Source organism: Bacteroides luti (assembly GCF_900128905.1).
Lineage (GTDB): Bacteria > Bacteroidota > Bacteroidia > Bacteroidales > Bacteroidaceae > Bacteroides > Bacteroides luti.
On record NZ_FQTV01000008.1, the window covers coordinates 169,353 to 183,635 of the forward strand.

11 protein-coding genes and 1 pseudogene are annotated in these 14,283 nt (G+C 37.4%); 10 read left to right on the plus strand and 2 right to left on the minus strand.

Going from position 1 to position 14,283, the window contains the following annotated elements:
- Nucleotides 1-203: 203 nt before the first annotated feature.
- The 9 genes and pseudogenes from BUC21_RS09190 to BUC21_RS09225 all read left to right on the plus strand — a co-directional run.
- A pseudogene (locus BUC21_RS09190) lies at nucleotides 204-2,072 on the plus strand (rhamnogalacturonan lyase); the annotation flags it as partial.
- An 87-nt stretch (nucleotides 2,073-2,159) separates the two neighbouring features.
- Nucleotides 2,160-2,579 (plus strand): T9SS type A sorting domain-containing protein, encoded by a 420-nt coding sequence (locus BUC21_RS16620; RefSeq protein WP_245797090.1) that lies wholly within the window; start codon nucleotides 2,160-2,162, stop codon nucleotides 2,577-2,579.
- Nucleotides 2,580-2,717: 138 nt separating this feature from the next.
- On the plus strand, nucleotides 2,718-3,722 hold the full coding sequence (locus BUC21_RS09195; protein ID WP_073401492.1) for a 2-hydroxyacid dehydrogenase: 1,005 nt from the start codon (nucleotides 2,718-2,720) through the stop codon (nucleotides 3,720-3,722).
- Nucleotides 3,723-4,115: 393 nt separating this feature from the next.
- Nucleotides 4,116-4,475: a hypothetical protein gene (locus BUC21_RS09200; RefSeq protein ID WP_073401494.1), complete on the plus strand. Its 360-nt coding sequence runs from the start codon at nucleotides 4,116-4,118 to the stop codon at nucleotides 4,473-4,475.
- Nucleotides 4,476-4,555: 80 nt separating this feature from the next.
- The gene (locus BUC21_RS09205; protein ID WP_073401496.1) at nucleotides 4,556-6,769 is read left to right on the plus strand and encodes a TonB-dependent receptor plug domain-containing protein; all 2,214 of its coding nucleotides are present in this window, start codon (nucleotides 4,556-4,558) and stop codon (nucleotides 6,767-6,769) included.
- A 17-nt stretch (nucleotides 6,770-6,786) separates the two neighbouring features.
- Complete coding sequence (locus BUC21_RS09210) at nucleotides 6,787-7,098, plus strand: heavy-metal-associated domain-containing protein (RefSeq protein WP_073401498.1); 312 nt, start codon at nucleotides 6,787-6,789, stop codon at nucleotides 7,096-7,098.
- A 30-nt stretch (nucleotides 7,099-7,128) separates the two neighbouring features.
- Nucleotides 7,129-7,335: a heavy-metal-associated domain-containing protein gene (locus BUC21_RS09215; RefSeq protein WP_073401500.1), complete on the plus strand. Its 207-nt coding sequence runs from the start codon at nucleotides 7,129-7,131 to the stop codon at nucleotides 7,333-7,335.
- A gap of 219 nt (nucleotides 7,336-7,554) precedes the next feature.
- Nucleotides 7,555-8,175 (plus strand): flavodoxin family protein, encoded by a 621-nt coding sequence (locus tag BUC21_RS09220; protein WP_073401502.1) that lies wholly within the window; start codon nucleotides 7,555-7,557, stop codon nucleotides 8,173-8,175.
- Nucleotides 8,176-8,198: 23 nt separating this feature from the next.
- Nucleotides 8,199-9,344: an iron-containing alcohol dehydrogenase gene (locus BUC21_RS09225; protein WP_073401504.1), complete on the plus strand. Its 1,146-nt coding sequence runs from the start codon at nucleotides 8,199-8,201 to the stop codon at nucleotides 9,342-9,344.
- A 277-nt stretch (nucleotides 9,345-9,621) separates the two neighbouring features.
- On the opposite strand, the gene BUC21_RS09230 is transcribed toward BUC21_RS09225, so the two are convergent.
- A complete protein-coding gene (locus BUC21_RS09230; protein WP_073401506.1) occupies nucleotides 9,622-10,185 on the minus strand; it encodes a TlpA family protein disulfide reductase in 564 nt (187 codons plus the stop codon).
- Between the two features lie 510 nt (nucleotides 10,186-10,695).
- On the opposite strand from BUC21_RS09230, the gene BUC21_RS09235 reads away from it, so the two are divergent.
- Nucleotides 10,696-13,224 carry a T9SS type A sorting domain-containing protein gene (locus tag BUC21_RS09235; protein ID WP_073401508.1) on the plus strand — a complete coding sequence of 843 codons (2,529 nt, stop codon included), beginning with the start codon at nucleotides 10,696-10,698 and terminating at the stop codon, nucleotides 13,222-13,224.
- A 151-nt stretch (nucleotides 13,225-13,375) separates the two neighbouring features.
- On the opposite strand, the gene BUC21_RS09240 is transcribed toward BUC21_RS09235, so the two are convergent.
- On the minus strand, nucleotides 13,376-14,140 hold the full coding sequence (locus BUC21_RS09240) for an EFR1 family ferrodoxin (RefSeq protein ID WP_073401510.1): 765 nt from the start codon (nucleotides 14,138-14,140) through the stop codon (nucleotides 13,376-13,378).
- Between the last annotated feature and the right edge of the window lie 143 nt (nucleotides 14,141-14,283).

Genomic DNA, 14,283 nt, shown 5'->3' on the forward strand with positions numbered 1-14,283 from the left:
TGCCCCACTCCTCTAAGTCAAACGCGTCTTCTTTCAACACTTTGTAGCATAAAGAATAATTATTATCGGTTTATATTGAATTTATGTGCTAATCAAACAATTTTTCCATGCATTTGAACAAAATAACATCCTTATTTTCAATGCAAAACATAATCTTTGTACACATAATAAATAGAAACCGAATCTAGACTTTATATACTACTATGAAAAAGAACATCCTTACACTTTTATTATTATTCACTTTATTTGGAATCCCCTTCCAATCTATAGCTCAGACTAATTACAATCTCAGCCAGATGAAAAAGGAAAAAATAGGTCGCGGAGTGGTGGCAGTGCGTAAAAACAGTGAAAACGTATTTGTTTGTTGGCGTTATCTTTCCTCCGATCCCATTAGTTCTACCTTCAATATATACCGGAACGGAACAAAAATCAATAAGGCACCAATAGCAAATAAGACTTGTTATGTAGATACAATAGCCTCAACCAGCAGTTGTACTTATACCGTAACACCTTTAATTGATGGTGTTGAAACGGCAAATTCAAGTGCTACTTATACTTTACCCGAGAATGCACCCACCGGATATATAAATATACCTGTGGATTTGCCGGTAGGCGGAACTACTCCGGATAATGTGAGTTACAACTATTCTCCGAATGATGCAAGCGTTGGCGATGTAGACGGAGATGGAGAATATGAAATTATCCTTAAATGGGATCCATCTAATTCAAAAGATAATTCTCAGGCCGGGTACACAGGAAATGTATTTGTTGACTGTTACAAGCTGAACGGAACCAAACTCTGGCGAATTGATTTGGGTAAGAATATCCGTGCCGGCGCTCACTATACCCAATTTATGGTATATGATCTTGATTCGGACGGGAAAGCTGAGGTTGTAATGAAAACAGCCGATAGCACTATTGATGGTACAGGAGCTGTTATTGGTGATGCTAATGCAGATTATCGCACATTAACTCCGGCAAATGGATATACCAGAATAGGAATGATACTTGCCGGACCGGAATATCTGACTGTTTTTAACGGGCAAACCGGTGCAGCAATGAAGACGATAGACTACAAGCCTGCAAGAGGCGCAACCAATGCTACTGAAATGAAATCTATGTGGGGCGATGATTACGGTAACCGGGTAGACCGTTTCCTGGCATGCATTGCTTATCTTGACGGCATTCATCCCAGTGTAGTTATGTGTCGCGGATATTACACTCGCTCTGTTCTTGTAGCTTACGACTGGCAAAACGGTGAACTAACTGAGAAATGGAATTTCGATTCAAAGGATTACGGCAACAGCGGGTATGCGGGACAAGGTTATCATAGCTTACGGGTAGGCGATGTTGACGGAGACGGAAAAGATGAAATAGTATATGGTTCGTGCACCATTGACGACAATGGCAAAGGACTTTATACAACCGGACTGGGACATGGTGATGCTTTGCACATGACTGTATTCGACCCTGCCGATGGAGGATTACAGTTATGGTCATGCCACGAAAATAAAGTTGACGGTTCAACGTTCAGAGACACAAAAACCGGAAATATAATTTTTCAGGTAAAGAGTACCGATGATGTGGGACGTTGTATGGCTGCAGATATTGATCCCAATCATAAAGGAGTTGAAATGTGGTCGTCAAGATCCGGTGGTATAAGAAATATCAAGGGAGAAGTGGTTAACAGCTCCACTGGTAGTGTATCATCAAACATGGCTGCCTGGTGGGATGGCGATTTATTACGTGAGCTGGAAGATGGTGTTGGGGTTACCAAATATAACTATTCCACCGGTGGAAAAACTACTTTGCTAAATGCCAGTGAATGTTCATCGAACAACAGCACAAAAGCCACCCCTTGTCTGGCAGCCGACATATTAGGTGACTGGAGAGAAGAAGTTTTGTTAAGAACACTGGACAATAAAGCCTTAAGGTTATATGTATCTACCGAAGAAACCAATTACCGCTTTCATACCTTTCTTGAAGATCCGGTATATCGCATTAGTGTTGCCACACAAAACGTAGCGTATAATCAGCCAACTCAGCCCGGATTTTATTTCGGAGCAGATTTAGGTAAATGCTTCACCGAAAAAACAATCGTTGGTAAGGAGAACGCTGTTACTCTGGATGCCGGAATGAATTATGACAGTTATCAATGGATGGCCAACGGCAAAGTTATAGGTAGCAGCAGAACCATTAATCTTACGGCCAATGAGCTTCCACTTAACACCCAAACAACCGTCACTCTGGATGTAACTTTCAGAGGCTTTAAATTTGAGGATTCTGCCGATGTAACCTTAACCTCAAGTTCCACTGCCATTGAAACAAACCAACTAAACAATCAGGTTAAGGCTTTCTACTGTTCACCGGATAAATCTATTCAGATTGAATTTCCCGATAGTTATTCAGATATAGAAGTATCGTTAATCAGCATTGAAGGGAAAGTTATTTGTAAACAGCGTGAGACAAGCGGAAGCAAAGCAATAAAAATTCCAGCCTCATCAATTGCTAAAGGTGTTTATATGGTACATATTAATTTCGGAGCTCAAAATGTGATTAAGAAAATAGTATTGATGTAAAAAAGATGTCGGCAAATGCAATTTTTCCTGTTTTTTGATTAAATTTATTGCAAATTTTAAAAGCACAAAAGAGCTGAGAGAACTGAACTTTTCTTCCCAACTCTTGCTTGTTTATTAATCTCAAAAAAAAGACAGAATATGAAGAAATACAGAATTGCTTTTTTCGATACCAAGTCTTATGACGAAGAATCTTTTAATAAGATTAATGAGAAGTACAATTTCGAAATTAAATACTTCAAAGGTCATCTCAACGGAAACAATGTAATCCTTACTAAGGATGCCGATGCTGTATGTATCTTTGTTAACGATATTGCCGATGCTGAAATTATTGATGCCCTGGCCGAGAATGGAGTGAAGTTAATCGCTTTACGATGCGCGGGATTCAACAACGTAGATCTTTCGGCCGCACAAGGAAAAATAGCGGTAGTTCGTGTTCCGGCTTACTCACCTTATGCTGTGGCAGAGCATGCCGTGGCACTAATGATGGCACTGAACAGAAAAACTCACCGTGCATACTTGCGCACACGTGATGGCAACTTTGCATTGAATGGCCTGATGGGGTTTGATATGCACGGAAAAACAGCTGGTATTATAGGAACCGGAAAAATTGCCAAGATTCTGATTCATATATTAAAGGGCTTTGGCATGAACATTCTTGCCTACGACCTTTACCCTGATTATAATTTTGCACGCGAAAACGATGTTGTTTACACCACAATGGATGAGCTTTATCACAATTCGGATATTATTTCTTTGCACTGTCCGCTTACGGATCAGACTAAATACCTGATTAACGATTACTCTATCAGTAAGATGAAAGATGGTGTGATGATTATAAATACCGGACGCGGTCAGCTTATTCATACCAATGCGTTGATCGAAGGGTTGAAAAACAAAAAGATTGGTGCAGCGGGGCTTGATGTATACGAGGAAGAAAGTGAGTACTTCTACGAAGATAAATCGGATAAGATTATTGATGATGATGTATTGGCACGTTTACTCTCCTTTAATAATGTAATTGTTACTTCGCATCAGGCATTCTTTACTCAGGAAGCATTAGCAAATATTGCCAGTACAACACTTCAGAACATGCAGGATTTTATTGATGGAAAGCCATTGGAAAATGAAGTAAAATCCAAATAAAGCTTATAATTCCCCGCTCTTTATTGGGAAGTAATAGTAGGAAAAGAAATGTATTGTTTTTAATGTTTTAGAATAACCTGCTGCATTTAAAAATGTAACAGGTTATTTTTTTATTTATTGGTGAATAAATAAAATTCTACCGCCAATAAATTTAATTTATTCACCAATAATTTAGCAGGCATTGCCCATCGCTTTTTCTTAATAGAATTGTAATATCTCTGCAAAATAGATTTATATATAAGCTTATTCTCCATTCAATTTTAAACACTGATAATAAAGCAATTAGAATGTAACCGGAAAATTAAAACAGTATAAGCAAAAAAATAAAAGAAGTTAAGAGAAAAATCAATTCAATGAAAGTGCTGCTATATTTGTATCACATTGAATAGTGTAATGAGACATATTAAACATACATTCATCTATTTTCTGGTACTTGCTTTTGTCTATATCGGCGCAGGCGTACCGTTGATAAACTGCTGTTGCCAACAGCAGAAAGAGATGAAAATGTCTTGTTGCAATGATAATGATAATAATCATAGCTGCTGCAAAACCACGATTCTAAAAGTTGGAAACTTTGAAAAGGCAACTTCTCTCACTGTTAATCCTTTACTGAATCTTGTTGCAGAAGTTCTTTCTCCCTACTCCTATCAACAACCTCTGCCGGAGATTGCACTGAATAACGACTATGGCCGTCCGCCTGGTCCTGATTCTTCGCGGCATTATCTCAGTCTGTATTGTGTCTTAGTGATTTAGTATAACGTTTCGTGCTGTCATGGTTTACTGTGGCAGTTGAGAACTTATACAATTAATAATCATTAAGTGCACAAATAATAATGAAAAAATATATTGCATTGCTTCTGGTCTTTATGGCCACGGGCAGTTATGCGCAGCAATTGGTAACCGGCACTGTCTTCGATACTGACGGAGAACGTGTTATCGGAGCAAGTGTTACGTGGAAAAACTCTACCGTTGGAACAACTACTGATGTTGACGGTAAATTTGAAATTAAACCCCATAAGGGAAGTAAAGAACTAACCGTGAGTTTTATTGGTTATGAGCCGGTAACACTTGCCATAAATTCGCAAACAAAACTGCCTTTAGATATAAAACTGAAACCGGGCATTGAGCTGAAAGAGGTGCAGGTTACGGGCAGAAAAATGGGACTGATACAAAACAGAGCCGGTGTTTTAAATTCACAAACTATTAGCTCTACGGAGCTACTTCGGGCGGCATGCTGTAACCTCGGGGAAAGTTTTGAAACAAACCCTTCGGTTGATGTATCTTACAGCGATGCAGCAACAGGTGCAAGACAGATTAAACTTCTTGGATTATCGGGTACTTATGTACAGATGCTAACGGAAAATATTCCTAATTTCCGTGGGGCTGCATCTCCTTACGGACTGGGATACATTCCTGGCCCATGGATGCAGAGTATTCAGGTTTCTAAAGGTACCTCTTCCGTAAAGAACGGCTACGAAGCCATTACCGGACAAATTAATGTGGAATATAAAAAGCCACAGACTGCTGATATTGTTTCTGCAAATCTCTACGGAAATTCAATGGGACGCTTTGAAGCTAATGCCGATGCCTCAGTGTTGCTGAACAAGAACCTCAGCACAATGGTCTTTGCTCATTATGAAAACGAAACCGATGAGCAGGACGACAATCACGACGGGTTTAGCGATTCTCCTTCCATGAAGCAATATAATCTGCAAAATCGCTGGGAATATCACAAGGGTAACTATATGTTTCACGCAGGTATTAAGGGGCTTAGCGAGAAAAGGGCTAGCGGACAGATGCACGATATGGACAATCCGTACCGCATTGGAATCAACACAGACAGAGTGGAACTATTTGCCAAGAATGCTTTTATTCTCAATCCCGAGAAAAATAGCAGTATTGCATTGATTCTCTCGGGAAGCGTGCACAATCAGGATTCTTATTTTGGCAGGAAACTGTATGATGTGAATCAGAATAACGGATACGCTTCTTTGTTATTTGAGACTGATTTTACTTCAAAGCACAATCTATCAACCGGATTGAGCCTTAATTATGATTCTTACGATCAGAGTTACCGACTTACACATAATATAAATCAAAGTAAAACAGATGATTTTATTAAAGAAGCGGTATCGGGGGCTTATGCGCAATATACCTATAAGCCATCGGATAAGTGGACTTTCATGGCTGGTTTAAGAGGTGATTACAGCAGTCAATATGGATTCTTTTTAACTCCGCGTGCTCATATAAAGTATAATATGAATGAGTATGTAAACCTCCGTGCATCTGCTGGAAAAGGATACCGCGCTCCTCATGTGTTGGCCGAGAATAATTTCTTGCTGGCCAGTAGTCGTAGTGTGAACATTGCAGATAATCTGGATCAGGAAGAGGCATGGAACTATGGAGCAAGCGCTTCTTTCTATCTGCCAATAGCCGGAAAGACACTAAACATTAACACAGAATATTATTATACTGAATTTACTAAGCAGGTAGTAACGGATATGGATAGTGACCCTCATGCGGTTAGCTTCTATAACCTTAACGGAGAATCGTATGCGAAAAACTTCCAGATAGAAGCCTCCTACCCTTTCTTTAAAGGTTTCACGCTTACTGCTGCTTATAGAATGACTGATGCGAAAACCACTTATAATGGTATTCTTAGAGAAAAGCCGCTGACAGGAAAATATAAAGGTTTGATTACAGCCTCTTATCAAACACCATTAAAAATCTGGCAGTTTGATACCACCCTTCAGCTGAATGGCGGTGGACGGATGCCTACACCTTATACTAACGAGGATGGTTCACTTTCATGGGGCAACCGTTATAAGGGTTTCCCACAGCTAAGCGCTCAAATAACTCGTTTCTTCCGTTTTGGTTCCATTTATCTGGGAGCAGAGAATCTGACAGGCTTTACACAAAAGAGCCCAATTATTGATGCTTCAAATCCTTACGGAAACAATTTCGATTCAACAATGATATGGGGTCCCGTGCAACATGGAGCCAAATACTATTTAGGAGTTCGATTTAATTTACCAAAAGATATTTAACTAAAAAACCATTGATTATGAAAACAAAATTAATTCTTTCAGTTTTTGCAATCTTTTTTGCGATAAATACTGTTTCAGCAAAAGAGATCAAAAGTTTAACTCTCAAAGTAGAGGATATGATGTGTGAGATTCACGAAGCAAAGATTACCAATATGCTTCGGTTTGAAAAAGGTGTTAAGGAGATAAAGACGGATGTACCCAGCCGCATTGTAATAATTAAATATGATGCCGAAAAGAACACTCCTGAAAAGCTCATTAAATCTTTTGAAAAAGTAAAATGTACAGCAGTGCTGGTACCGGATACAACTGAAAAGAAAACCGATAAATAAGTACCGCCATTATTAAATAACAGAAACAAAATGAAAACATTGAAATTTAAAACAAGTGCCATGTGCAGCGGATGTGTTGCCACCATTGGCAAAAGTCTGAACGAAATAGTGAAACCAGAACAATGGTCTTTTGATCTTTCTTCAAAAGATAAAGTTCTGACAGTGGAGACAGATAAAGAAGCCGGCGAAATTATCCATCAGATAGAAAAGGCTGGATACAAAGCAGAACTATTATAATCCTTATTCAGAAATGTATTTATGGGCAAGTAATCTATACTTGCTTATAAATACATATATTTCCTCTATAAATAAAAGCCATATTTTTATTTAGCACGCTTATAAATCGAGATTATTATGTAAGTTTGTATCTAAAATAATTTAGGGAAAACGCCTCTTTAGATGATTATTATTTAAAGAATATACAGTTTTTATAAAATCAAATAAAGTGATTGGCTAATGAAAGTATTATTAGTAAACGGCAGTCCGCACAAGCATGGCTGCACTTACACAGCGCTGGAAGAAGTCGCTGCGGCTTTAGAGAGAAATGGTATTAAGACCGAAATTATGCACATCGGCACAAAACCAATTTCGGGATGCTTAGCCTGCAATACCTGTAAAGAGACAGGAAGATGCTGTATTGACGATGTAGTTAATTACTTCCTGGAAAAAGCTGAGAATTTTGATGGATATGTATTTGGTTCTCCGGTACATTTTGCATCTGCCTCAGGAATGATAACATCGTTTATGGACAGAGTATTTTATGGTAAAACGTCCAACTTTACCAATAAACCTGCTGCAGCTGTGGTCAGTTGTCGCCGAGGTGGAGCCACAGCTACATTCGACCAGTTAAACAAATACTTTTCCATCAGCAATATGCCAATTGTTTCTTCGCAATATTGGAATATGGTGCATGGAAATACTCCCGAAGAGGTAAAACAAGATCTTGAAGGACTGCAAACCATGCGCACTCTTGGCAAAAATATGGCCTGGCTACTTAAATGTATTGAAGCAGGGAAAAAAGCCGGAATTGCATTACCAGAAAAAGAACCGGCAATAAAAACTAATTTTATTAGATAATAAACCATAAAAAATTAAATAGTATGTACAATTTCACATTTCAGAATCCTACCAAATTAGTATTTGGCAAAGGAGAAATTGCTCAGCTTTCAACTCTTATTCCTACTGAAAAAAAGGTTATGATAACCTTTGGTGGAGGAAGCGTAAAGCACAACGGAGTTTACGAACAAGTTATTGCTGCACTTAAAAATCATAATTACATTGAATTTTGGGGCATTGAACCTAACCCAGAAGTTGAAACAGTACGTAAGGCTGTAGCTTTGGGCAAAGAAAATGAGATTGATTTCTTACTTGCAGTAGGCGGTGGTTCTGTACTCGATGGAACAAAACTTATTGCGTCTGCCCTTGCCAATCCGGGTATCGACCCTTGGGATATTGTATTACAAAGAAGAATAGAAACTGCTATATCTTACGCTTCGGTAATGACGCTTCCGGCTACCGGATCTGAAATGAATTGTGGTTCTGTTATTTCGTGCAGAGAGAAAAAAGAGAAATATGCATTTTCAACTACTTTCCCTGAATTTTCTATTCTTGATCCGGAAGTAACTTATTCTTTGCCAGCCAATCAGATTGCTTGCGGACTTGCTGATATTTTTGTTCATGTGGCCGAGCAATACATGACAACAGCTGGTCAATCACGCATAATGGACAGATGGGCCGAAGGTGTATTGCAAACTGTTATTGAAATAGCTCCAAAGATTAAAGAGAATCAGAATGATTATGATGTTATGGCAGATTATATGCTTTCTGCTACACTGGCTTTAAACAGTATGATAAGTATGGGGGTAACACAAGATTGGGCTACACACATGATTGGACATGAACTTACTGCACTTCACGGTCTTACTCACGGTGCATCGTTGGCTATTGTTTATCCGGGCACTTTGATTACTTTGAAAGAGCAAAAACAAAGTAAGATTCTGCAATACGGTGAACGTGTTCTTGGCATTACATCAGGTACTGAAAGCGAGCGTATAAACGAAACTATAAGTAAAACAGAAGCTTTTTTCCGTTCATTGGGATTAGCTACACGACTTACAGAAGTTGGCATCGGTGACGAAACGATTAATCTGATAGCCGAGCGCTTTAATAAAATAGGTGTTGCATACGGCGAAGGCCGAAACGTAACCGGAGACGTTGCCAAACAAATATTACTGAATTGCAAGTAACCCCAATCTTTCCATAAAAGGAATGATGGTTCTTTATAGTATTAATTCAGTATTAAATGTCTTTCAGACAGTAACTTCTTTGGAGATATCCTCTGTTTTAACTTTGTTCTACTAGAAAAAGAAAGCAGAGGTAAGACTATTCATTCAATAGCTGTTACAAACAAAAATAAGGCTATCTCAATTTTGCATTTGCATTTTTTGAGATAGCCTTATTACTTTATTTCTATTCAGGAAAACCTTGATAAATGTTCAGGTATTAGAAGAATGTTCTTTCTATTTATTTCGCCAACTGATTTTCTATTTCCTTCACCAAACCGGCAAATTCTTCTTCATTATACAAGCGAGTTAGCTTCACAATTTTACCACTTCTGTCTATAAGAACATTACGGGTAATTCCGGCTTTGCGATCTGCATACTTTGCAAAGATATCAGCTCCGGGATCCAATCCCAGCGGATAAGTTATTTTTGTTTGAGCGGCAAAATCAAGAACAGTTTTCAATGGTTCATCTCTATCAATACCCATCAAAACAAAACTTCCATTTGCTTTATTTTTCTGCCAGATATCACTTTCTATAAAAGGCATCTCTTTGCGGCATACACCACACCAGCTGGCAGTAAACTGTAACATTACTACTTTGCCTCTTAATTGAGACAATTTTACTTTCTTTCCATCGGTAAGAGTTAATTCAAAATCGGGAGCAATATCGCCAACTTTAACAATGTAACCTCTATCGTCAGTGGCAACATTGGTTTCTGCAGATTTCTTTACTTGTTGAGCGCTAGCCTGAGCGCCTAAAGCAATAAAAAACAAACAGAACAGATACTTAAAGACTTTATTCATAAATACGTGTTCAACAAATTACACATTAAAAACTAGTTGATATTAACATCAATAATCCAGCTATAAAAAGTGGAATAATGATATATAAAATCTTATTTTCCATAAGCTCTCTTACATATTACAATTTAATCTCTTTGATAAAAACGACTGCGAAGTTAGACAAAATACCAAATAGCATCAAGCACATTAACTAAAACACCTATAATGTTCAGCTTTATTAAATATAAGTGCCCCATTTACACCATTTTATCTTTAATTTTTGTAAAGCCTCCACTGTTTATTTATCAATAAGAAACAAAACATTTTCATTTAAAAAGCCATTAGCTTCAGGTTAACTTTATTACATTAGCAAATGTACATATTTTGCTTGAAAGTAGTATGTATTCCTGCAATTAAAATTTATAAAATATAATTATATAAAAAGCCTGATTCCATTATCTTTTTTCATAGTTTTGTTGTTATTCATAAAGCACTGTTTCCTATCACTTTACTAAATCCAATAGTATACTTATGAAAATACTAAAGAAAAAAACGGCATTATTAATATCCATCATTTTGGTATTTAGTGCAACTATTTTAGCAAAGCCAAGAACAAGTAATGAGGCGCTAACCATTGCTAATTCGTTTAAACAAAAAACTCAGAGTACAATTAAGAGAATGTATTCCACCAGCTCATTATTAAAGTTGGCATACACATGTACAGATAATATTGCTACTCGTTCGACAGAGCCCAATGCTTACTATTATGTTTTTAATGTTGGAGAGAATAGTGGCTTCATTATTGTCTCCGGTGATGATAGGGCAAAAGAGATTCTTGGATATTCAGACAGTGGTAGTTTTAATATTAATACTATACCGTCCAATTGTGCAGCATGGCTTAGTTTCTATCAGAAAGAATTAAAAGCATTAATAGAACAGCCGGAAACGAGTGCTATCTCATCTCAATCTTTAAACGCAAGGGGAACAACAAATTACGCATCAGCAATAAGTCCATTGCTGGGAGGAATAAAATGGGATCAGGGAACACCATATAATAATATGTGTCCCATAATTACTGATTCAACATCTGAAAGAGCGGTAACAGGATGTATCGCTACAGCAATGGCTCAGGTAATGAAATATCATAGATGGCCTGTACATGGAACGGGATCAAACAGTTATACTCCCAAAGGCTTTTCCTCGTCACTAAGTGTAGATTTCTCACAGGCAACCTACGACTGGGATAATATGACCGACACATATAATAGTTTAAGTACCCAGATTCAAAAAAATGCAGTGGCTACTATTATGTATCATGCAGGGGTAGCATCTTTTATGAATTATGGAAAATCAAGCGCTTCAAGTTACTATAAAATGGCAAGTGCATTAAAAAATAATTTTGGTTATGATACTAATATGCAATGCTATCAAAGAGACTATTATTCAGAATCTGAATGGATAAATCTAATTAAAGCAGAATTAAATTCTCAACGCCCGGTATTATACAGAGGAGCCACAGAAGATGCCGGACACGAGTTTGTATGCGATGGGTATGACAGCAATAATTTATTTCATATAAACTGGGGATGGAGCGGAAGTTACGATGGCTATTTTGAATTATCAGCATTAACACCTTCTTCAATGGGTATCTATGGATTTAATTATGAACAGGCCATTACTATTGGAGTGCAAAAGCCTACCACGACATCTACTGTACCACCTTTCCAGCTATATTTATATGCAAAGATTAAAAGCTCCGCAACCACTGTAAACCGTTCTGATTCTTTTGATATTTCAATGGAAATGTATAATATGGGACTTAATAAATACAGTGGTAATCTTGGACTGGCATTATACAACACCAACGGACTTGCCGGAATAATAATGAAAGATACCGTGGCAGACCTTAATACCAACTGGGGATGGTCTGATCTTGTTTTATCTTCTAATATTCCGTCTTCAATAGAGAATGGGAATTACAAACTTTACCCTGTATCAAAAGGTTCAGAAGAAGCAGTATGGCATACTATAAGAAGCAAAATAGGAACACCCAATTATTTCAATGTTTCTGTAACTTCTTCAAATGTTACCATCTCCACTCCGGATGTTCTTCCAAAACTTGTTCTGAACTCAATCACAACTACCGGTAATCTTTATGAGAAAAAAACCGGAAGGTTTAATGTAAGCATTACAAATACCGGAGGTGAATACAATTCAACATTGTTACTGATGCTAAAATCGGCAACCAATGATACTATCACTCAAAAGATCTGCACTATACCTATTAATATACCTACAGGAGAAACTAAGAGTTTTTATCTAGCCGGTGATATTACAAAATCTGCCGGACAATATTATTTGTATACCATGTACGATCCTGAAAATAATATCACGAATACCGTAAATTACACATCTCTTGCGAATCCTTTAAATGTTGAAATCCTGACTTTACCGACAGAATCACCAATAATGACACTTGACTCTAAAATTTCCTTAGTAGACACTACCATTGTTAGAAATAGTAATGTAGAACTAACGGCTCATATAAAAAATACCGGAGGATATTTCAATAACTATTTAGGAGCCTTTGTATTTCCAAGAGCTGGTGGTAGTTCACTTATCAGCTACGGGTTTCAGAAAGTTATTCTGGACAAGAACGAAGAAGCAACATTTAGCTTCTCTGGTAATTTCAACTTTAATCCCGGTCAATATCAAACACAAGTCAGATATTGGACAGGATCTACATGGGCAAAATTAAGTCCAACCAGTAACGGTGTAATTACATTCACCATAGTTGATGAAGCTACAGGAATTGAACAGACAGCTTTTGAAAAGCCTCTTCTCTACCCAAACCCAGCTACCGACAAGCTTTATTTGCAATCGGACGAGATGGTTAAGTCAATACGCATAACCAATCTTTCCGGAAATCAGGTTTTGTTGATACAACCGAATACTAGAGGCAACAAAACCATTCCTGTATCTGAGCTTAGCGCTGGTACTTATATTCTGCAATTAACAACCGATTCAGGAATAAAGGTTAGTAAATTCATCAAGAAATAGAGAACAGAGAATTTAGTTACTTCAAAAAAATTGTCCTATTGGCTAAAAAAGTGAAGTGACCCCAAAAAGTTTTAAGTCTAACTTTTGAGGGTCACTTCAAATTATAGAATGAGAAGCGGGGCTGTTTATTATTTAACCACGAACTACTGATTTAAGGATGAAAATACTGATGCTTTTTTAATGTAGCTTTTCCGTAATGAATAGCATGACGGGGACAAATATGGTAACAAGCCAGACATGAAGTGCAGTTATCTCCCCAAACAGGTTTACCTTCTACTTTCACATTATGCATTGGACAATGTTTTTCGCACAATTCACAAGAGATACAATCATCTGTTGCATGGAAAGGCTTAGCCGTAACCTGATATTTATTAAATAACGGATTTATTATCCTGCTCTTGAAAAAAGCAAAATTGCCCTTTTTGCACTCAAAACAGTTTTCTGTATGATTGGTCAGAATCTCGTTTATCCGTTTTATTTCCACAGCTGAATCATCCAGTTTTTTCTGTTCCAGTTCTTTCGGATCGGTATCAAACCCTGGCAAAGATACATAATTATTGGGCATAATTATCGAGAAACCTGCTTTCCAGCTCCACTCCTTCTTACAGACAATCTCATCCATAATCTTCTGTGTGAGTCCGACTTCATCGCCACAAGAACAGATAAAAAAGATATATTGGTTATTATAGTTAGTAAAGCTTATTTTTTTAATAAACTCCATAACGATAGCCGGTGGTGCCCATGAATAGACAGGAAAAACAAAACCCACCATTTCGGAATCTTCTAAAGAATATTGAAATGAATTAGCAAGATCAACCATCTCCTCTGCAATGGAAATCAGCTTTTCATTCTGATAAGTAGCCACTTCACTGGCTATCCATTTTGAATTTCCAGTTCCCGAAAAATAGAATATCATAAATTATATTGTTTGCTTAAATTATACAGACACAAAAGTATAATATAAATCGTTACAACCTTTCAGCAGAGGACTTTATTTTTATTAGAAAAGAGTACCCTGACATTCATGCAATATAGCACTCTGTGGGCTATTTAGTTTAT

Excerpts from the sequence above, each read along its gene's own strand:
- BUC21_RS09210 (WP_073401498.1), top strand. The coding sequence starts at position 6,787 with ATGAAAACAAAATTAATTCTTTCAGTTTTTGCAATCTTTTTTGCGATA.
- BUC21_RS16620 (WP_245797090.1), top strand. The coding sequence starts at position 2,160 with ATGGCCAACGGCAAAGTTATAGGTAGCAGCAGAACCATTAATCTTACG.
- BUC21_RS09230 (WP_073401506.1), bottom strand. The coding sequence starts at position 10,185 with ATGAATAAAGTCTTTAAGTATCTGTTCTGTTTGTTTTTTATTGCTTTA.
- BUC21_RS09195 (WP_073401492.1), top strand. The coding sequence starts at position 2,718 with ATGAAGAAATACAGAATTGCTTTTTTCGATACCAAGTCTTATGACGAA.
- BUC21_RS09220 (WP_073401502.1), top strand. The coding sequence starts at position 7,555 with ATGAAAGTATTATTAGTAAACGGCAGTCCGCACAAGCATGGCTGCACT.
- BUC21_RS09240 (WP_073401510.1), bottom strand. The coding sequence starts at position 14,140 with ATGATATTCTATTTTTCGGGAACTGGAAATTCAAAATGGATAGCCAGT.
- BUC21_RS09235 (WP_073401508.1), top strand. The coding sequence starts at position 10,696 with ATGAAAATACTAAAGAAAAAAACGGCATTATTAATATCCATCATTTTG.
- BUC21_RS09200 (WP_073401494.1), top strand. The coding sequence starts at position 4,116 with ATGAGACATATTAAACATACATTCATCTATTTTCTGGTACTTGCTTTT.
- BUC21_RS09225 (WP_073401504.1), top strand. The coding sequence starts at position 8,199 with ATGTACAATTTCACATTTCAGAATCCTACCAAATTAGTATTTGGCAAA.
- BUC21_RS09215 (WP_073401500.1), top strand. The coding sequence starts at position 7,129 with ATGAAAACATTGAAATTTAAAACAAGTGCCATGTGCAGCGGATGTGTT.
- BUC21_RS09205 (WP_073401496.1), top strand. The coding sequence starts at position 4,556 with ATGAAAAAATATATTGCATTGCTTCTGGTCTTTATGGCCACGGGCAGT.